We start from the raw sequence: 18,263 nt of genomic DNA, 5'->3' as shown, positions 1-18,263 counted from the left end.
GGGGTCGCGGGTTGCGACGTGCCGGAGTTCATGATGGATACCGAAATACAAGGCCGTGCGGCGCATGTGGCCGCAATACGCGAGCGCGCCGAAGCCGAAATGAAGGCGATGGGCATCGATGAAGCGTTCATCGATCGCTTGGTCGAGACATTCTACGGCCGGGTGCTTCAGCATCCGACGCTTGGGCCGGTGTTCGATGCCAGGCTCTCCGGCCGCTGGCCGGAGCATATGCATAAAATGAAGAGCTTCTGGTCGTCAGTCGCTTTGCGCAGCGGCGCCTATGGCGGCAAGCCAGTGCAGGCGCATATCGGTGTCTCGAACCTGTCTGCCGATCTCTTCCCTCAATGGCTGGCGCTGTTTTCCGAGACGCTCAACGACATTGCCCCGAACCCCGAGGCCAAAGCCTGGTTCATGGCGACCGCCGAGCGGATCGCCAGGAGCCTGACGCTATCGCTGTTCTACAACCCGGCGCTCGACGATCCGCAGCGGAAGCCCGCTTAAGCCAGTTCAGGCAACACGCTTGTAGAAAAACGTCGTGGCGCAGAGGCCGCCTTCCGGCCACAGCGCATAGTCCGGGATGACCCCCACCCGCTCCCAGCCAAGCCGTGGATAGATCGCCTCGGCGTCGCTTCCGGTTGCCGTGTCGAGCACCAGAAGCGTCTTGCCGCGCGCGGCCGCTTCGCGTTCAGCCGCAACCATCAGCACGCGCGCCAACCCCTTGCCGCGCGCGGAGCGATGCACGAGCAGCTTCTTGAGATCGCCGCGATGCGGCTGGTTCGGCATCTGCGCCGCACCGACCTGCACCGTGCCGACGGCGCTCCCATCGATCTCGGCGACGAAGAGCAGCGTCGCGCCTGAAGCAACGGCATCTGCAACGCCCTGCCAATAGGGCTCCGCATCGGCATGGGTGTAGGGCTGCATGAAGCCGACGGAGGCGCCGCCGTTGACGCAGTCGGTCAGTACCTCGCAAAGGTCTGGTATCGCCATGCGGGCCTGTGCCGCGTCAAGAAGGCGGATCATTGCTGTCATCACTTTTTCTCCTGAAATGAATTAACGCCCGCGCCGGTCGAGCACGACGCAATAGCGGGCAGGAATGTTGCCGGGGTTATGGAAAACATGGCCTTCACCGACCGGCATGAACAGACAATCGCCCGGCAGCAGCCGGTAGACTGTGTCACCCGTCGTCATTTCCATCTCGCCATCGAACAGCCAAATGTGCTGAGTCATACCGCTGCTTGCCGCGTGCGGAGGAAAACTGACGCGACCGCCTGGCGGAAACTCGACGTCCACGATGTCGACATCGGACGCGGCGCCGGGCGGCGAGACGGAGCGCCTGAGGTAGCCCGTCTCCGGATCCCTCCAGACCTGCTGCTCCTGCCGGCGCGACAGCGGCGAGGCCTCACCCTCCTCGGCAAAGAACGCCGAAAGCGACAAACCGAGCGCTGCGCAAACCCTCGCGAGCAGCGAGGCTGTCGGACTAGCTTCACCACGCTCGATCCGCGAGATCATCGCGCGACTGACACCCGAGGCGCTGGCGAGGTCGTCGAGCGTCATATTCTTCTGTACCCGCAGCTTGCGGATGCGGATGGCGATCGCCTCTTCCAGTTCCTGTTCCATTATTCGATCCCAGCATTTCTATTATAATAGAAATGCATAGTCTGATCATGGAATCAAGCGCGAAGTTTCCGCCTGAGAAACAGCGAGTTATCGTAAACGAACCCCTGCTTTTCCGCTTTGCGGCAAGGGGCGGCGCTGCTATATGGCGCGCATGAGCACCAATCCGACCACTCCGCTTTCCCATATCCGCAACTTCTCGATCGTGGCCCACATCGACCACGGCAAATCGACGCTTGCCGACCGCCTTATCCAATCGACCGGGGGCCTCGCCGAGCGCGAGATGTCCGAGCAGGTGCTCGACAACATGGATATCGAGCGCGAGCGCGGCATCACCATCAAGGCCCAAACGGTGCGCCTGCACTACAAGGCCAAGGATGGCGAAACCTATATCCTCAACCTGATCGACACGCCCGGTCACGTCGACTTCGCCTATGAAGTCTCGCGCTCGCTGTCGGCCTGCGAAGGTTCGCTGCTCGTCGTCGATGCGTCGCAGGGCGTGGAAGCGCAGACGCTTGCCAACGTCTACCAGGCGATCGACAACAACCACGAGCTTGTCACCGTCCTCAACAAGATCGACCTGCCGGCGGCCGAACCGGACCGCATCAAGGAACAGATCGAGGAAGTGATCGGCATCGACGCCTCCGAGGCGGTACTGATTTCGGCAAAGACCGGTCTCGGTATCCCCGACGTTCTCGAAGCCATCGTTGAGAAGCTGCCGGCGCCGAAGAGCCCGGGCGGCGAGAAGGCTCCGCTGAAGGCGCTGCTCGTCGACAGCTGGTACGACACCTATCTCGGCGTCATGGTTCTCGTCCGCATTATCGACGGTGTTCTGACAAAGGGCCAGACGATCCGCATGATGGGCACGGACGCCAAGTACCAGGTGGAACGTGTTGGCGTGCTGACGCCGAAGATGGTCAATGTCGACAGCCTCGGCCCCGGCGAGATCGGCTTCATCACCGCGTCGATCAAGGAAGTCGCCGACACGCGCGTCGGTGACACAATCACCGAGGACAAGCGCCCGACGGCGCAGGCCTTGCCGGGCTTCAAGCCAGCGCAGCCGGTGGTTTTCTGCGGTCTCTTCCCTGTTGATGCCGCCGACTTCGAAGATCTGCGCGCGGCAATGGGCAAGCTTCGCCTCAACGACGCCTCCTTCTCCTTCGAGATGGAATCGTCCGCGGCTCTCGGCTTCGGTTTCCGCTGCGGCTTCCTCGGCCTGCTGCACCTTGAGATCATTCAGGAGCGCCTGGAGCGTGAGTTCGACCTCGACCTAATCGCGACCGCGCCTTCGGTCGTCTACCAGCTGACGATGACCGACGGCAGCGAGCGCGAACTGCACAACCCGGCCGACATGCCGGATGTTGTCAAGATCGACGAGATCCGCGAGCCTTGGATCAAGGCGACGATCATGACGCCGGACGATTATCTCGGCGGCATTCTCAAGCTCTGCCAGGACCGTCGCGGCATCCAGACGGAACTCACCTATGTCGGCACGCGCGCCATGGTTACCTATGAGTTGCCGCTCAACGAAGTCGTCTTCGACTTCTACGACCGCCTGAAGTCGATCTCGAAGGGCTATGCGTCGTTCGATTATCACCTCGAAGGCTATCGCGAAGGCAACCTCGTGAAGCTGTCGATCCTCGTCAACGGCGAGCCTGTCGATGCGCTGTCGATGCTAGTCCATCGCGCGTCTGCCGAAAAGCGCGGTCGCGACATGTGCGAGCGGCTGAAGGAGCTGATCCCGAAGCACATGTTCAAGATCCCGATCCAGGCCGCGATCGGCGGCAACGTCATTGCCCGCGAGACGATCTCGGCGCTGCGCAAGGACGTGACGGCGAAGTGCTACGGCGGCGACGCCACCCGCAAGCGCAAACTTCTGGATAAGCAGAAGGAAGGCAAGAAGCGCATGCGCCAGTTCGGCAAGGTGGAGATTCCGCAGGAGGCCTTCATCGCCGCGCTCAAGATGGGCGACGAGTAAAGAACCAATATCCAGCCCGGTCGGTGCGCAACGCATGGCCGGGCTGCCACATGCCCTCAGCTGCAGGCCATGTATTCCTTCACCAATCCCTCATAGGCGTCCATCTCCGGTAGCGCCTCATAGCTGCGGACCGCGCCGGTTTCGGCGAAAGGCAGCTTTTCACGTGTCCAGGTCTCGATAAACGGTTTGAACCAACGAGGATCGTCCAACATCGTCGGACGAAGATTGACGAACCAGTCCATCCCTTCCGATCGTGTGAACATCCAGGTCATGCAGTGGCCGCAGAAATAATGGTGCGCCTCGGCGCCGTGCAAACCGCCGACCACGGGCTCCCCTTCCGTGATCGCGAAGCCTTCTGCCGGGATCGCGGCGCTCAGCGAATAAGCGCTCGACGACATCTTCTGGCAGCCCGTGCAATGGCAGGCCATGGTCAAAAGCGGCTTGGCGCTGATCTTCAATCGCACCCGGCCACATCGGCAGCCGCCTTCCCAAGGCAGATCGACTTCACTCATCACGTCCTCCTTTTTTGTCATGCTCAATCTAGTGGCAGTCAGTCCTGCGTCAAACCCGCCCACCGCGAACGACAAACGCACCGGCGGATGCTGCCCTTAGAGCATCGGGAAATTGCGATCCCGGTCGGACATCTGCTCGACCGGCAGCGGCCAGCCGATGGCGATCTTCGGATCGAGTGCGTTGACGCCGCCCTCGGCTCCCGGCGCATAGGGCTTGTCGTGCAGGTAAATCAGTTCGCAGTTTTCCGTCAGCGTCTGGAAACCATGGGCAAAACCCGGCGGGATCATCATTGACCGCGCGTTCTCGGCCGAGAGAACCTCGCCATGCCACATGAGATAGGTTGGCGACTGCGGCCTCAGGTCGACTGCGACATCGAAGACGGTCCCGGCGAGGCAGGAGACGAACTTCGCTTCGTCATGCGGGGCAAGCTGGAAATGCATTCCGCGAATGGCGCCTTTTATCTGCGTCTTGGTGTGATTGATCTGCGCGATACGGCCGATGCCGAAATCCGAAAGCTCCTCGGTACAGAAGAAGCGCGAGAAAAAGCCGCGCTCGTCGCCGAGCCGCTGACGTTCGATCACGAGGAGATTGCTGAGAGCAGTAGGGATACGATTGAAACGGGACATGGAACTCGACCGGAACGTTTGGGGATAGCCGACAGAACGCTTTATCGCCTTGTTTCAACCGACGCAAACTTGACCTCACACCGAAAAAGGGCTCATTAGCGACCACTGTTCGAGAGCACTGATTTGGGCAAAATACTTATCACCGGGGCCTCCGGGTTCGTAGGCCAACACGTCCTGCGCACACTTGTCGCGCAGGGGGCCGATTTGCGTGTGGTCCTTCGACCGAAAGCCGTCGAAAAGGTGCGGGACGTCGAAGCGATCGAGATCGTGGAAAGCCCCTCTCCGTTTTCCGAGAGCGAAGGCTGGTGGCGCGATGCCTTTGCCGGGATCGATACGATCATTCACCTGGCGTGGTACGCGGAGCCTGGAAAATATCTCACGGCGCCGGAAAATCTGGACTGCCTTTCCGGCACGCTAACGATGGCACGGGCCGCAGCCGCGGTTGGCGTACGCCGATTTGTCGGCATCGGGACCTGCTTTGAATACGACGTCAGTTTCGGCAAGCTTTCGGTTGACACCCCATTGAAACCCCTCACGCCCTATGCGGCGGCAAAAGCGGCGGCGTTCATGGGGCTCTCGCAGTGGCTGCCGGCGCAAGGCGTCGAGTTCGCGTGGTGTCGCCTGTTCTACCTGTATGGTGACGGCGAAGATGATCGTCGCTTCGTGCCATATCTCAGAAAATCGCTCGAGGAGGGTCGGCGGGCGGACCTCACACAGGGAAAGCAGGTCCGCGACTTCATGGATGTCCATGATGCTGCCGCACGCATATGCGACGTCATCTTCGGAAAAGCCACGGGGGCTATCAACGTCTGCTCCGGCGTTCCTGTGACGGTGCGGGAACTCGCGGAACGAATCGCCGATCAATATGGTCGACGAGACCTACTGAATTTTGGGGCGCGTCCCGACAATCTTGTCGATCCGCCCATCGTCTTGGGAGTGCCATAGCTTGAGTGCAGCACCAACGGATGTCCGCGTGCTTTATGAGCAGCGGAGCCTGCCGATCTTTCAGAACAGAATGTACGATACCCTCGAGGACGCTCTCGCCTCGCCGAAGGGTGACATCTGCCTGGTGGAAGATCTGCGCACGGGTCTCGTCCGCAACGCAGCGTTCCAACCCGACTTGATGGTCTATGACACATCGTACCAGAACGAGCAGGGCTTGAGCCCAATGTTTCGACGCCATCTGGAAGAGGTCGCGTCGATCATTACCGCGAACATGGGTGAGAAAAACCTCGTCGAGGTCGGCTGCGGCAAGGGACTTTTCCTTGAGATGCTGGAACAGCGCGGTGTCGAGATAACCGGCTTCGATCCTGCGTATGAAGGAACCAACAAGCGAATTCGCCAGGAGTATTTCCAGCCAGGCAGCGGCATTGAGAGCGACGGGCTCATCCTCCGGCATGTCCTGGAACATATTCCGGACCCGGTCGCATTCCTCGGCCAACTGAAGGAAGCCAACGGCGGGCGCGGATACATTTACATCGAGGTTCCCTGCTTCGATTGGATCTGCGAGCAGCGGGCATGGTTTGACGTCTTCTACGAACACGTCAACTATTTCAGACTTTCGGATTTCCAACGAATATTCGGAACCGTCCTCGAAAGCGGTCGGATTTTTGGCGGTCAGTATCTCTACGTCGTCGCAGATCTGGCAACCTTGCGCCAACCAACGATCGATCAGAACGACCGCGTAAAAATGCCGCCGGACTTCGTCGAGAAACTAGAAAGCATCAGCCCCGGCGAAACGCAAACAGCGGTGGTCTGGGGTGGTGCTTCGAAGGGCGTGATATTTTCGCTTTTGCGGCAACGAAAAGGCCGTCCCGTCACCGCCGTGATTGACATCAACCCTTCAAAGCAAGGCAAGTTCCTGCCTTTGACGGGCTTGAAAGTTCAATCCCCGAACGAGGTGCTGCCCGGACTGCCGCCAGGCTCCGATATCTACGTGATGAATCGCAACTATTCTGAAGAGATCAAGAAAATGTCCAACAACGCCTACAACTATGTCGAGGTCGACCGTGGTTGATTTCAAGAGCGAAGTCGCCGACCGCATTGTCGCGATCCAAGGCAACGAAGAGTTCAAACGAAGCGCTTCCGATTTCCTGCGTAGGTCCGTCGAGCCAAAATATTCCTATAACTACTTCTGGATGGGGCGCCCGATTATCCAGTATCCCCAGGACATGGTCGCCATGCAGGAGATCATCTGGGAGACGCGTCCGGACCTCATCATCGAGACCGGGATCGCACATGGCGGCTCGCTGATCCTCAGCGCATCCATGCTTGCGCTCCTTGATATGACCGATGCGATGGAGGCCGGCGTCAGCTTTGACCCACGTACATCGAACCGACGTGTTCTCGGCATCGATATCGATATCCGTGCGCACAACCGGACGGCAATCGAAGCGCATCCGATGGCGTCGCGTATTCAGATGATTCAAGGGTCGAGCATAGACCAGAGCGTCATCGACGAGGTCCACCGGATCGCCAAGCCCTTCAAGCGCGTTCTTGTGTGCCTGGACAGCAACCACACCCATGACCACGTGCTGGCTGAGCTCGAGGCCTATGCGCCCCTGACCTCGGTTGGCAGCTATTGCGTCGTCTTCGACACGCTCATCGAAGATATGCCTGAAGACGCGTATCCAGACCGATCCTGGGGACCCGGCAACAATCCGAAAACGGCTGTGTGGAAGTATCTCGAAACGCATCCTGAATTCGAGATCGACCGGGCGATCGATCAGAAGCTTATGATCACCGTGGCCCCGGACGGCTTTCTGAAGCGACACAGATAGAACTCCCAGAGGCGGCGCTCTCAGGCCAGGAACCCTATATGAAAATCGTCATTCTCGCTGGTGGTTACGGCACCCGCATTTCCGAAGAGAGCCATCTGCGGCCGAAGCCGATGATCGAGATCGGAGGTCGTCCGATCCTCTGGCATATCATGAAGATCTATAGCCACTACGGCTTCAATGATTTCGTGATCTGCCTCGGCTACCGCGGCTACATGATCAAGGAATACTTCGCGAACTACATCCTGCATTCGGCAGACGTGACCTTCGACATGGAGCGCGGCGAGACGACCTACCACGCCACCAAGGCCGAGCCCTGGCGCGTGACGCTTGTCGAAACAGGCGAGGGATCGATGACCGGCGGGCGCCTGAAGCGTGTCGCGAACTATCTCGATGATACATTCTGCCTCACCTACGGCGACGGCGTGGCTGATGTCGACATCAAAGCTCTGACGGAATTTCATCAAAGGCACGGACGCGAAGCAACGGTGACGAGCGTCGTGCCGCCGGGAAGGTATGGCGCACTGCTGACCGACGATGGAAGAGTCACGAGCTTCACGGAAAAGCCCGCGGGCGATAACGGGCGCATCAATGGCGGCTTTTTCGTGCTCAACCGATCCGTACTCGATCGTATCGAGGGAGATCTCACGCCGTTCGAGGCCGCGCCGCTCGAAAGCCTCGCCACCGACGGCCAATTGATGGCCTTCCCGCATGACGGGTTCTGGCGACCAATGGATACGCTACGCGACAAGAACCAGCTGGAAGAGCTGTGGCACAGCGGCCATGCGCCATGGAAAGTCTGGTCATGAGCAGGCTTCCGGATCAGCGCTTCTGGTCGGGAAAGCGTGTCTTCCTCACCGGTCACACCGGCTTCAAGGGAACGTGGGCGCGGCTATGGCTTTCCCGGCTGGGCGCAGAGGTCACCGGCTATGCGCTTTCGCCAGCGACGGTGCCGTCGCTGCATCAGCTTGCAGGCAGCACCAGCCTCGCCGCCGAGACAATCGCCGACATCCGCGACGGAACGACGCTTGCCAAAGCACTGGACGATTGCAATCCCGACATCATCCTGCATATGGCGGCGCAGCCGCTGGTGCGGCGCAGTTATCTTGAGCCGGTCGACACGTTCGACGTCAATGTCATGGGGACGGTACGCCTGCTGGAGGCGGCGCGTTCGCTTGAGGCGCTCAAGGCCATCCTGGTGATTACGACCGACAAGGTCTACAGCAACGACGAGAGCGGACGGCATTTCGTCGAAACCGATCGGCTTGGCGGGCACGACCCCTACTCCGGCTCGAAGGCTGCGGCCGAGATTGCAACCGCGACCTACAGGGACTCCTTCTTCCGCTCGAAAGGCGTGCATGTCGGCACCGCGCGCGGCGGAAACGTGCTCGGCGGCGGCGACTTCTCGGAGGACCGCCTGGTTCCCGACATCGTCCGCGCCGCGATTGCCGGCAAGATCCTTGATATTCGCAGCCCGCTTGCAACGCGACCGTGGCAGCACGTCCTCGACTGCCTGAACGGCTATTTCCTGTTCTGCGAAGCGCTGCATAGCGGGGCCGTACCGGTCGAATCGCTGAATTTCGGGCCTTCGCCTGACGAAGCGCAAATCCCCGTCGGTGTCGTGGCGTCATCCGTCCAGACAGCCATGGGGCTCGGGCAAACCTGGCAGGATACGTCAGCGGCAGACAAGCCGCGCGAGATGCACGCGCTTGGCCTCGATCCTGCGGAGGCGAGCCGTTGTCTCTCCTGGCGCGCAAGGCTGAGCCAAGCGGACGCCATAGACTGGGCCGCGCGCTGGTACGATCAGTGGCGCCGGGGCGAAGATGCGCTCTCGCTCGTCACTGGCCAGATTGATGCTTTCACGAAAGGCGCTTAACCACATGTCTCACCAATGCCGTTTTTGCTCAGCGCCGCTGACGACCGTTGTCGCGGATCTTGGATCGACACCGTGGTCCAACTCTTTTCTGCCCGACGCGGCCGCGATTGCGAAGGAGCGCTCCTTCCCACTGAAGGTCATGGTTTGCTCGGAGTGCTTTCTGGTCCAGACAACCGAGAACGTGCCGGCTGACGAAATTTTCAATGCCGACTACGCCTACCTCTCTTCGTTCTCGACGAGCTGGCTTGAGCATGCCAGGCGTTATGCCGAGATGGTGACCGAGCGCTTCGGGCTCTCGGCGGATTCGACAGTGGTCGAGGTCGCCTCGAATGACGGTTATCTTCTGCAATACTTCGCCGCCAAGGGCATCGCCGTGCTCGGGGTGGAGCCGGCCGCGAATGCCGCAAAGATTGCCGAGAGCCGGGGCGTACCGACCAAGGTTGCCTTCTTCGGCAAGGAGACCGCCACGGCGTTGATTGAGAGCGGCGTACGTGCCGACGTGACGGCCGCCAACAATGTCCTGGCGCACGTACCTGACATCGCTGACTTCGTCAGCGGCTTCGCCATCCTGTTGAAGCCGGACGGCGTCTCGACCTTCGAATTCCCGCATCTTCTGACGATGATCGATGGAATCCAGTTCGATACGATCTACCACGAGCACTACTCCTACATGTCGCTGCTCGCGGTCGAGCGCATTTTCGGTGCTTGCGGGCTGAAGGTCTTCGATGTCGAAGAAATTTCGACGCACGGCGGATCACTGCGGGTGTTCGCACAGAAGGCAGAGGGCACACGCGCTGTGACGGACAGACTTGTCGCCCTCCGGAAAAAGGAAGAGGCGTTCGGTCTCAAGCAGCTGGCGACGTATGAGCGGTTCGGAACGCGGATCGAAGGCGTGTGCCAGGAGTTTAAGGCCTTCCTTGCTCGCGCCAAGGCCGAGGGGAAGACGGTCGCCGCCTATGGCGCCGCAGCCAAGGGCAACACCTTTCTCAACGTCTGCGGCGTCACCGCCGACGACATCGCCTTCGTGGTCGACCGCAGCGACATCAAGCAGGGCAAGCTGCTGCCGGGGAGCCATATTCCGGTGCATGCGCCGAGCCATATCGAAAGTGCAAAGCCGGACTATGTCGTCATCTTGCCCTGGAACCTGACGGAGGAGATCGTCAAGGCGAACGACCATATTCGGGCGTGGAGTGGACGCTTCGTCGTCGCGATCCCGACGCTGCGGATGCTTTGACCTTCGGCGCGCAAAGCGGTGCCCGAACGGCGCACCGCTTTGTCCTTTGGTGTCATGGGCCTGCGCGCAGGGCTTTGAGGTCCGCGAGATTGCGGAACCTCGTCAAGTGTGGATATCATCGGCGCAACGCGCCTCTAGGCCGACAGTGGTGCCGGCGGCATGTTTGCGCCGTTTCTCTTTTTTCGCCTCCGAAAGTCACTTTGCATGTTCCAGCATAGCCTTTCGCCGCACCTCCTCGGACAACGCTACATTTCAAATCAATGGCGACGGCATGTCGCAAACAGACGTTAGAGGGACGCATTTTCCCTTGAATTATCAGCGCAATTCTCTGCAAAAGCGGAGAATGTTGGGCCGGCTAGCGTCAACTTATTCAACCACTGATTGATTTGACGGAGCACGGCCATCTGAACCTAATGCGACCCGAGCGGATGAATATCGCCCTTTCTGTAGCCGGCTGAAGGACTACGGCGCCAAAATCATGGTCGCAGGAGGCGTCGCTCGTCATTTCATTTGGGGGCTTGCAACGTCAGACCTTTACGATAGGTTGCGCGTTGACCTAGACGTAACTGGTCACGGGAACAAACGACTAATAAAAGGCGCTAAGCCTAGAAAGGTGGCCCCCATATGAACTTCCTTACGAAAAAATTCTTGGCTTCAGCAGTGTTTGGCTCGCTGCTGGCCGTATCGGCCCACGCGGCGACTCTCAACATCCACAATGGTGGCGACCCGCAGTCCCTCGACCCTCAGAAGCTGTCGAGCGACTATGAGAACCGCATTGCAGGCGACATCTTCGAGGGTCTGGTAACGGAAGACCCGAAGGACGATCCGATCCCTGGGCAGGCCGAAAGCTGGAAGGTTTCGGAGGACGGCAAGGTCTATACGTTCAAGCTTCGTGACGGTATCAAGTGGTCGGATGGACAGCCGGTAACGGCAGGCGACTTCGTTTTTGCCTTCCAGCGTCTGGTTGATCCGAAGAGCGCCGCCGAATACGCCTACCTGCAGTTCACCATCAAGAACGCGGAAAAGATCAATAAGGGCGAAATCACCGATTTCAGCCAGCTCGGCGTCAAGGCGATCGACGACAAGACGCTCGAGATCACGCTTGAAAACCCGACTCCCTACTTCATCAACTCGCTGATGCACTACACCGCCTATCCGCTGCCGAAGCACGTGGTCGAGGCGAAGGGCACCGACTGGGTAAAGATCGGCAACATCGTCACCAACGGCCCGTACAAGCCGACCGAATGGATCCCGGGCGCATCAGTTACGACCGTCAAGAACGATCAGTACTACGGCGAGAAGGACCTGAAGATCGACGGGGTCAAGTTCTTCACGCTCGAAGACCAGGAAGCGGCTCTGAAGCGCTACCGCGCTGGCGAGTTCGATATCATGACCGACTTCCCGACCGACCAGTATGAGTGGATGAAGAAGAACCTGCCGGGTCAGGCGCACGTCACGCCGTTCCTGGCCAGCTACTACTACGTCCTCAACGCGACGAAGCCACCGTTCGATGACAAGCGCGTCCGCCAGGCTCTATCGATGGCCGTCAACCGTGAAGTCATCGGCCCGAAGATCCTCGGCACCGGCGAACTGCCGGCCTATTCCTGGGTTCCGCCGGGCACTGCCAACTACGGCGAGCCCGCCTATGTGAGCTGGAAGGACATGCCTTACAAGGACAAGGTCGAAGAAGCGAAGAAGCTGCTCAAGGAAGCAGGCTTCGGGCCCGACCATCCGCTGAAGGCGCAGCTCCGCTACAACACCAATGACAACCACAAGCGCGTGGCTGTCGCAATCGCCTCGATGTGGAAGCCGCTCGGCGTCCAGATCGAGCTCTACAACACCGAAACCAAAGTGCATTACGACGAAATGCAGCATGGTCAGGTGGAAATCGGCCGTGCCGGCTGGATCGCTGACTATAACGATCCGGACAACTTCCTCGGTCTGCTCGCTTCCGGCGTTTCGATGAACTATGGCCGCTGGAGCAATGCCGACTACGACAAGCTCGTCAAGGAAGCGAACGCACAGACCGACCTGAAGAAGCGTGCGGAAATCTTCAAGCAAGCTGAACAGCTCGCGCTCGACGATAGCGCCGCTATTCCGCTGTACTACTATGTCTCCAAGAACGTTGTTTCGCCGAAGGTCCAGGGCTTCGAAGACAATATTCAGGACATCCATCGCACGCGCTGGCTGTCGGTCAAAGAATAAGGAACACTGGCCCTTCCCGCCTAGCGTGGGAAGGGCCGATCCACGACCATGATCAAATATGCACTCCGTCGCCTGCTGTCGACGATCCCCGTAATGTGGATCGCCGTGACACTCAGCTTTTTTGTCTTGCGCCTTGCTCCCGGCGGCCCCTTCGATGGCGAACGGCCATTGCCGCCGGTAATCCTCAAGAACCTCGCGGCCCACTACAATCTCGATAAGCCGCTGATCGAACAGTATCTGATCTACGTCTTCGACGTCCTGAAGGGCGATCTTGGTCCCTCCTTCGCCAACGAAGACTTCAGCGTTGCCCAGCAGATCATGATTGGCCTACCCTATACCTTTACCATTGGCGGCCTCGCCTTCATCCTTGCCATCCTCATCGGCGTAACAGTCGGCTGTCTTGGGGCGCTTTATCAGAATAAGGCGCCTGACTACGTCCTCGGCCTGCTTATTCTCGTTGGCCTGGTTCTTCCAAACTTTCTGATTGCTCCCATCCTGCAGCTGATTCTCGGCATCCACCTCGGCTGGTTGCCTGTCGGCGGATGGGGTGACGGCTCGTTCAAATATCTCGTCATCCCGATCGTTGTGTTGGCATTGCCGCATGCGGGCCGTATCTCGCGCATGACCCGCGGCTCGATGATCGAAGTGATGAACCAGAACTACATCCGCACGGCAAAGGCCAAGGGCATCGGCCCGCGGCTGACCGTCATGCGCCACGCTCTGAAGCCTGCCATGATGCCGGTTGTTTCCTATCTCGGACCGGCGGCCAGCTACCTTCTCACCGGCTCGCTCGTTGTCGAGAGCATCTTCGGATTGCCCGGCATCGGCCGCTACTTCGTCAACGCAGCGCTGAACCGCGACTACGGCATGGTCCTCGGCACGGTCATCTTCTACATGGTGCTGATCGTCATCCTTAACCTTCTCGTCGACATCGCCTATGCGTGGCTCGATCCGAAAGTGAGAAACCGATGATCCTCAATCCCGCAAAAAGAGAGCTGCTTGCGGCCGAACTTCTCGAGGCCGAAGGGCTCTCGCACAAGAGCCGCTCTCTTACCGGCGATGCCCTGCGTCGTCTTTCCCGCAACAAGGCGGCCGTCGTTGCCATCGTTGTGCTGCTGCTTCTCATCCTGGCAGCATTTCTTGGGCCATACCTCATTCCGTTCGACTATGAGGAGCCGGATTGGGCGGCGTTCCGGATGCCGCCTGATATGGAAAGCGGCCACTATTTCGGAACCGACCCGAACGGCCGCGACCTGCTGGCCCGCGTGCTTTACGGCACCCGTGTTTCGCTCGCCGTTGCGGCGACCGCCACCATCGTTTCGGTGGTGATCGGGGTGCTGTACGGCGCGATTTCCGGCTATATCGGCGGCAGGCTCGACGCGATCATGATGCGCTTTGTCGATATCATGTATGCGCTGCCTTACATCCTTTTCGTCATCCTGCTGATGGTCGTGTTTGGCCGCAACGTCTACCTGCTGTTTGCAGCAATCGGTGCGCTGGAATGGCTGACGATGGCCCGAATCGTGCGCGGACAGACACTGTCGATCAAGCACCGCGAGTTCATCGAGGCGGCCCGGGCATCCGGCCAGAAGCCTTTCAAAATCATCCTCAAGCACATCATCCCGAACCTTGTCGGGCCGGTGGTGATCTTTGCGGCGCTGACGATCCCAGAAATCATCGCTACGGAGAGCTTCCTGTCCTATCTTGGTTTCGGTGTTCAGGAACCGTTGACATCGCTCGGCACGCTGATTGCGGAAGGCACCGACGCCATGGAAAGCATGCCGTGGCTGTTGGTCTTCCCGGCCTGCTTCCTCGTCGCCCTGCTGATGAGCCTGCTTTTCATCGGCGACGGTCTGCGCGATGCGTTCGACCCGAAGGATCGATAGATGCAACAAGAAACAAAAAAAGATACGCTTCTCGAACTACGAGACTATTCGATCACCTTTGCGACGCCGGATGGCGAGGTGAAGGCCGTTTCCAACCTGAACCTTTCGATCCGGCGCGGCGAACGTGTCGCGATCGTCGGCGAGTCCGGATCGGGGAAGAGCCAGACCTTCCTCGGCGTCATGGGGCTGCTCGCCAAAAACGGCCGCACCAGTGGCCAGGCACTGCTGGAAGGCAAGGACGTCTTGGCGCTAAAGCCGCGGGAACTCGATCATGTCCGCGGCAAGGACATGGCCATGGTATTCCAGGACCCGATGACCGCGCTCAATCCGTCGCTGCGGATTTCCCGGCAATTGACAGAGCAGCTTGAGGTTCACCGGGGCTTCACCGCGCGCGCCGCATCCAACGAGGCGCTCGATATGCTGAAGCGGGTCGGCATCCCCGACCCAACGCGGCGCTTCAACCTCTACCCACACGAACTGTCGGGCGGCATGCGCCAACGCATCGTCATTGCGATGGCACTGCTGACGAAACCGAAGCTGCTCATCGCCGACGAGCCGACGACCGCACTCGACGTTACGATCCAGGCCCAAATCCTCGATCTCTTCAACGACCTGACGGCGGAAATGAACACGGCGCTTGTCATGATCACTCATGATCTGGGCGTTGTCGCCGGCCTCGCGGATCGCGTTGCCGTCATGTATGCCGGGCGGATTGTCGAGGAAGCGCCGGTCGACGAACTCTTCGAGGTGCCGGCGCATCCCTATACGGCTGCGCTGCATGCTTCTATCCCGCGGCCAGACCAGGACGTCGATCAGCTCGCCGTCATTCCCGGCCGTCCACCCAATCTGCAGCACCTGCCGAAGGGCTGCAGCTTCTCGCCGCGCTGTCCCATGGTCCAGAACGATTGTATCGACGCGTCGCCGAAACTTGAGATGTTGGCGAAGGGCCATTCCGCGGCCTGCTTCCATCCTTTCCCGCGCCGTGAGGAGGTTCTGAGCCATGGCTGACCGTTCGCTTTTGAGGGTCGAGAACCTCACGACCCAGTTTGAAATTCCGTCGAAAAGCTTCTTCAAACCACCGATGAAGCTGACTGCGGTGAACAATGTCAGCTTTGACCTGAGAGAAGGTCGGACGCTCGGAATCGTCGGCGAGTCGGGCTGCGGCAAGTCCACGCTTGGGCGCTCGATCCTGCGTCTTTTGAAGTCGCAGAAAGGCCGCATCCTGTGGCAGGGACGCAATCTCCTCGATCTTTCGGACGAAGAGATGCGGGCAGCGCGCCGCGACATGCAGATCATCTTCCAGGATCCGATCGCCTCGCTAGACCCGCGCATGACCGTCGGCGATATCATTGCCGAACCGCTCACCGTCTTCGAGCCGAAGCTTACCAAAGCGGAACGCGTGGCGCGCGTCCGGGAAATCATGGGGGCCGTCGGTCTGGTGCCGGAGATGATCAACCGCTATCCGCACGAATTCTCGGGCGGCCAGGCGCAGCGTATCGGCATTGCCCGCGCTGTCGTGACGAGGCCGAAGCTCATCATCTGTGATGAGCCGGTCTCGGCACTCGACGTGTCGATCCAGGGGCAGGTGATCACCCTGCTGCGCAAACTCCGCAAAGAGTTCGGCCTGACCCTCATCTTCATCAGCCACGACCTTTCGGTTGTGCGGCTGATCTCGGACGATGTGCTTGTGCTCTATCTCGGAAAGGTAGTCGAGGCTGGCGATTGCGCCACCGTTTTTGACCGGCCGGCGCACCCTTACACACAGGCGCTCTTTTCGGCAGCACCAGTGCCTGATCCGAAACTTGCCCGCAACCGGCAGCGCATCCGGCTTCAGGGCGACCCGCCCTCGCCGCTCAATCCCCCGCCAGGCTGCGTGTTTTCTCCGCGCTGCTGGAAGGCCACGGATATCTGCCGCAAGGAAATGCCGCCGACGGAGCTGGTTCGGCCAGAGCAGACTGCAGCCTGCTATCACATGGACCGCTGACAGGGCATTAACACACACGCCAAGGGCCCGCCATCGCGCGGGCCCCTTTGTTCTTTATCCGGCGTACGAGGTGCACAGTCTGCTAGTTTTTCACTGGTGTCGTTACCGTCATCGAAGCGCGTTGCGCTTCGACCCGTTCCGTCAGCAGGCTGTAGGCGACATAGTACTTGAATATATTGCTGACGTACTGGACCGTTTCGCGCCCGACGATGGCCGCAGCGGCGTTTTCGACGTTTCCGAACCAGACGTCAGGGTTGAGCCGCATATCCTTCGCCTTGGCACGAAATTTCCGGAGATTCCCCGGGCCTGCATTGTAGGCGGCGAACGCCATCAACTGCTGGTCACGGGCTGATATGCCGGGATCATTGATATATACCTGAACCAGATAACGAAGGTACTTGGCGCCGGCCTCGACGTTCTTGTCCTCGCTTTTCGCAATGCCTGTGATGCCGATCTCCTTGCCGGACGCCGTGGCCGGCAGCAGTTGCATCACGCCGACCGCACCTCTCGTGCTATGCCGCGATTGATCGAGCTGCGACTCTTGATAGCCCTGCGCCATCAGCATGAGATAATCGAACGAATATGTGCTCGCATGCCTGCGGAATATCTCGACTAGCGCCTTGAAGCGATCGACGTCGGCCGGCGAATAGGCCCGCCGCAGCATGGTATCGCTCTTGAAATAGCGATTGCGCAGCATGTTCCCGAATGTCGTGCCGACCTTGTGCTGCTCGACGAACTTGTCGAGGACAGCCTTCAACTGCGGACTGTCCTTGCGGATCGCCCAGGCGATCTGTCCATGCGCTGACACGGCGATATCGGCATGCACCTTTAGATCCGTGAACACCTTCGACCATATGTCGGCCTTGTATTGGTCAACAACCGTCCAGGGAAGGAGTCCCGCGTTGACCATTTCCATCAGATCCTCGTCCTCGAGGTTCTCATCGATGGGCTTGACCTGGATCTCGGGCTTTCCGTCCTTCTTGAATTGTTCATTGAGTGACAGAAGATGCTCATAGTAGCTGCTGCTCTGGCGGACGCGGATTTCCTTGCCGGCAAGGTCATCGACGCTCGCAATCGGTTCCGCCGATGGCCCGGAGACCAGCACCTCGCTTGCATCGTTGTAGACCGGCGCACTGAAATCGACGTCCTGCAGGCGTGCCGGTGTCACCGTCAGATTGGCCATGACGATATCGCCAGACCCTTCCTTGAGCGCGGGGATCAGCCGGTCCCGGCTGGTCGGGATGAAGGCGATGCGAATACGCTCGATCTCTTTCTTCTTACCCTTGTTCAGCTCCGCCTCGAGGGCTGTCCCGAACTCCACCGCCGTTCCGTACTGACGGCCCCTGTCGATGAAGTAGATAGTCTTGCTATATGGGACCAGGATCCGGATGAGCCGTATCTTGGTCATCGCATCGAGATCGCCTGTGGTCGGCTTCGGCATGATCTTGCCGATTTCGATCTTCGTTTGCGCGAACGTACCAACCTGACCGAACAGTACGGCCATGGTTGCGAGCATTAGGCTGAAAAGGAAATGTCGCATGATCTGCCCCCAGCTGATGCTGAGAGCGTA

General features: G+C 59.6%; 18 protein-coding genes. 13 read left to right on the top strand and 5 right to left on the bottom strand.

Annotation, left to right across the window (positions count from 1 at the left end; all coding sequences use genetic code 11):
• Positions 1–33 precede the first annotated feature (33 nt).
• Positions 34–501: a group III truncated hemoglobin gene (locus tag RGCCGE502_RS00425; protein WP_016552187.1), complete on the top strand. Its 468-nt coding sequence runs from the start codon at positions 34–36 to the stop codon at positions 499–501.
• A gap of 6 nt (positions 502–507) precedes the next feature.
• On the opposite strand, the gene RGCCGE502_RS00420 is transcribed toward RGCCGE502_RS00425, so the two are convergent.
• Both RGCCGE502_RS00420 and RGCCGE502_RS00415 read right to left on the bottom strand, forming a co-directional pair.
• The gene (locus RGCCGE502_RS00420; protein ID WP_016552186.1) at positions 508–1,029 is read right to left on the bottom strand and encodes a GNAT family N-acetyltransferase; all 522 of its coding nucleotides are present in this window, start codon (positions 1,027–1,029) and stop codon (positions 508–510) included.
• Between the two features lie 21 nt (positions 1,030–1,050).
• On the bottom strand, positions 1,051–1,617 hold the full coding sequence (locus RGCCGE502_RS00415) for a helix-turn-helix domain-containing protein (RefSeq protein WP_016552185.1): 567 nt from the start codon (positions 1,615–1,617) through the stop codon (positions 1,051–1,053).
• A 142-nt stretch (positions 1,618–1,759) separates the two neighbouring features.
• Between RGCCGE502_RS00415 and lepA the strand changes: the two genes are divergently transcribed.
• A complete protein-coding gene (lepA, locus tag RGCCGE502_RS00410; protein WP_016552184.1) occupies positions 1,760–3,592 on the top strand; it encodes a translation elongation factor 4 in 1,833 nt (610 codons plus the stop codon).
• Between the two features lie 56 nt (positions 3,593–3,648).
• Here lepA and RGCCGE502_RS00405 read toward each other — a convergent pair whose 3' ends face one another.
• A complete protein-coding gene (locus RGCCGE502_RS00405; RefSeq protein ID WP_016552183.1) occupies positions 3,649–4,104 on the bottom strand; it encodes a GFA family protein in 456 nt (151 codons plus the stop codon).
• 96 nt (positions 4,105–4,200) lie between these two features.
• Complete coding sequence (locus RGCCGE502_RS00400; RefSeq protein WP_019279581.1) at positions 4,201–4,731, bottom strand: dTDP-4-dehydrorhamnose 3,5-epimerase family protein; 531 nt, start codon at positions 4,729–4,731, stop codon at positions 4,201–4,203.
• 123 nt (positions 4,732–4,854) lie between these two features.
• On the opposite strand from RGCCGE502_RS00400, the gene RGCCGE502_RS00395 reads away from it, so the two are divergent.
• The 11 genes from RGCCGE502_RS00395 to RGCCGE502_RS00345 all read left to right on the top strand — a co-directional run bounded on the left by RGCCGE502_RS00395 (position 4,855) and on the right by RGCCGE502_RS00345 (position 16,693).
• On the top strand, positions 4,855–5,676 hold the full coding sequence (locus RGCCGE502_RS00395) for an NAD-dependent epimerase/dehydratase family protein (protein WP_016552181.1): 822 nt from the start codon (positions 4,855–4,857) through the stop codon (positions 5,674–5,676).
• 1 nt (position 5,677) lies between these two features.
• Positions 5,678–6,748, top strand: a complete 1,071-nt coding sequence (locus RGCCGE502_RS00390; protein ID WP_019279580.1) for a class I SAM-dependent methyltransferase — start codon at positions 5,678–5,680, stop codon at positions 6,746–6,748.
• Positions 6,726–7,511 carry a cephalosporin hydroxylase family protein gene (locus RGCCGE502_RS00385; RefSeq protein WP_016552179.1) on the top strand — a complete coding sequence of 262 codons (786 nt, stop codon included), beginning with the start codon at positions 6,726–6,728 and terminating at the stop codon, positions 7,509–7,511. The genes RGCCGE502_RS00390 and RGCCGE502_RS00385 overlap by 23 nt, the downstream gene beginning before the upstream one ends.
• Positions 7,512–7,549: 38 nt before the next feature.
• Positions 7,550–8,317: a glucose-1-phosphate cytidylyltransferase gene (gene rfbF, locus RGCCGE502_RS00380; RefSeq protein WP_016552178.1), complete on the top strand. Its 768-nt coding sequence runs from the start codon at positions 7,550–7,552 to the stop codon at positions 8,315–8,317.
• The gene (rfbG, locus tag RGCCGE502_RS00375) at positions 8,314–9,384 is read left to right on the top strand and encodes a CDP-glucose 4,6-dehydratase (RefSeq protein ID WP_016552177.1); all 1,071 of its coding nucleotides are present in this window, start codon (positions 8,314–8,316) and stop codon (positions 9,382–9,384) included. The genes rfbF and rfbG overlap by 4 nt, the downstream gene beginning before the upstream one ends.
• A 4-nt stretch (positions 9,385–9,388) precedes the next feature.
• Positions 9,389–10,618 carry a class I SAM-dependent methyltransferase gene (locus tag RGCCGE502_RS00370; RefSeq protein WP_016552176.1) on the top strand — a complete coding sequence of 410 codons (1,230 nt, stop codon included), beginning with the start codon at positions 9,389–9,391 and terminating at the stop codon, positions 10,616–10,618.
• Positions 10,619–11,242: 624 nt separating this feature from the next.
• On the top strand, positions 11,243–12,823 hold the full coding sequence (locus RGCCGE502_RS00365; protein ID WP_016552175.1) for a peptide ABC transporter substrate-binding protein: 1,581 nt from the start codon (positions 11,243–11,245) through the stop codon (positions 12,821–12,823).
• Between the two features lie 48 nt (positions 12,824–12,871).
• Positions 12,872–13,795: an ABC transporter permease subunit gene (locus RGCCGE502_RS00360; protein ID WP_016552174.1), complete on the top strand. Its 924-nt coding sequence runs from the start codon at positions 12,872–12,874 to the stop codon at positions 13,793–13,795.
• A complete protein-coding gene (locus RGCCGE502_RS00355; RefSeq protein WP_016552173.1) occupies positions 13,792–14,709 on the top strand; it encodes an ABC transporter permease in 918 nt (305 codons plus the stop codon). Before RGCCGE502_RS00360 ends, RGCCGE502_RS00355 begins: the two co-directional genes overlap by 4 nt.
• Positions 14,710–15,717, top strand: a complete 1,008-nt coding sequence (locus RGCCGE502_RS00350) for an ABC transporter ATP-binding protein (protein ID WP_016552172.1) — start codon at positions 14,710–14,712, stop codon at positions 15,715–15,717. It abuts the gene before it with no gap.
• Positions 15,710–16,693 (top strand): ABC transporter ATP-binding protein, encoded by a 984-nt coding sequence (locus RGCCGE502_RS00345; protein WP_016552171.1) that lies wholly within the window; start codon positions 15,710–15,712, stop codon positions 16,691–16,693. The genes RGCCGE502_RS00350 and RGCCGE502_RS00345 overlap by 8 nt, the downstream gene beginning before the upstream one ends.
• A gap of 82 nt (positions 16,694–16,775) precedes the next feature.
• Here the strand turns inward: RGCCGE502_RS00345 and RGCCGE502_RS00340 are convergent, their stop codons facing one another.
• Complete coding sequence (locus RGCCGE502_RS00340) at positions 16,776–18,233, bottom strand: MltF family protein (protein ID WP_016552170.1); 1,458 nt, start codon at positions 18,231–18,233, stop codon at positions 16,776–16,778.
• Between the last annotated feature and the right edge of the window lie 30 nt (positions 18,234–18,263).

Origin of the sequence: Rhizobium grahamii CCGE 502, from assembly GCF_000298315.2 — a bacterium.
GTDB lineage: Bacteria > Pseudomonadota > Alphaproteobacteria > Rhizobiales > Rhizobiaceae > Rhizobium > Rhizobium grahamii.
The sequence above is the reverse complement of the archived record's forward strand: the minus strand, read 5'-3'. Positions and strand labels throughout refer to the sequence as shown.

What these genes read in the sequence shown, in the direction of transcription:
- RGCCGE502_RS00425 (WP_016552187.1), top strand. Translation starts at nt 34, where the DNA reads ATGGATACCGAAATACAAGGCCGTGCGGCGCATGTGGCCGCAATACGC.
- RGCCGE502_RS00420 (WP_016552186.1), bottom strand. Translation starts at nt 1,029, where the DNA reads ATGACAGCAATGATCCGCCTTCTTGACGCGGCACAGGCCCGCATGGCG.
- RGCCGE502_RS00415 (WP_016552185.1), bottom strand. Translation starts at nt 1,617, where the DNA reads ATGGAACAGGAACTGGAAGAGGCGATCGCCATCCGCATCCGCAAGCTG.
- lepA (WP_016552184.1), top strand. Translation starts at nt 1,760, where the DNA reads ATGGCGCGCATGAGCACCAATCCGACCACTCCGCTTTCCCATATCCGC.
- RGCCGE502_RS00405 (WP_016552183.1), bottom strand. Translation starts at nt 4,104, where the DNA reads ATGAGTGAAGTCGATCTGCCTTGGGAAGGCGGCTGCCGATGTGGCCGG.
- RGCCGE502_RS00400 (WP_019279581.1), bottom strand. Translation starts at nt 4,731, where the DNA reads ATGTCCCGTTTCAATCGTATCCCTACTGCTCTCAGCAATCTCCTCGTG.
- RGCCGE502_RS00385 (WP_016552179.1), top strand. Translation starts at nt 6,726, where the DNA reads ATGTCGAGGTCGACCGTGGTTGATTTCAAGAGCGAAGTCGCCGACCGC.
- rfbF (WP_016552178.1), top strand. Translation starts at nt 7,550, where the DNA reads ATGAAAATCGTCATTCTCGCTGGTGGTTACGGCACCCGCATTTCCGAA.
- rfbG (WP_016552177.1), top strand. Translation starts at nt 8,314, where the DNA reads ATGAGCAGGCTTCCGGATCAGCGCTTCTGGTCGGGAAAGCGTGTCTTC.
- RGCCGE502_RS00370 (WP_016552176.1), top strand. Translation starts at nt 9,389, where the DNA reads ATGTCTCACCAATGCCGTTTTTGCTCAGCGCCGCTGACGACCGTTGTC.
- RGCCGE502_RS00365 (WP_016552175.1), top strand. Translation starts at nt 11,243, where the DNA reads ATGAACTTCCTTACGAAAAAATTCTTGGCTTCAGCAGTGTTTGGCTCG.
- RGCCGE502_RS00360 (WP_016552174.1), top strand. Translation starts at nt 12,872, where the DNA reads ATGATCAAATATGCACTCCGTCGCCTGCTGTCGACGATCCCCGTAATG.
- RGCCGE502_RS00355 (WP_016552173.1), top strand. Translation starts at nt 13,792, where the DNA reads ATGATCCTCAATCCCGCAAAAAGAGAGCTGCTTGCGGCCGAACTTCTC.
- RGCCGE502_RS00350 (WP_016552172.1), top strand. Translation starts at nt 14,710, where the DNA reads ATGCAACAAGAAACAAAAAAAGATACGCTTCTCGAACTACGAGACTAT.
- RGCCGE502_RS00345 (WP_016552171.1), top strand. Translation starts at nt 15,710, where the DNA reads ATGGCTGACCGTTCGCTTTTGAGGGTCGAGAACCTCACGACCCAGTTT.
- RGCCGE502_RS00340 (WP_016552170.1), bottom strand. Translation starts at nt 18,233, where the DNA reads ATGCGACATTTCCTTTTCAGCCTAATGCTCGCAACCATGGCCGTACTG.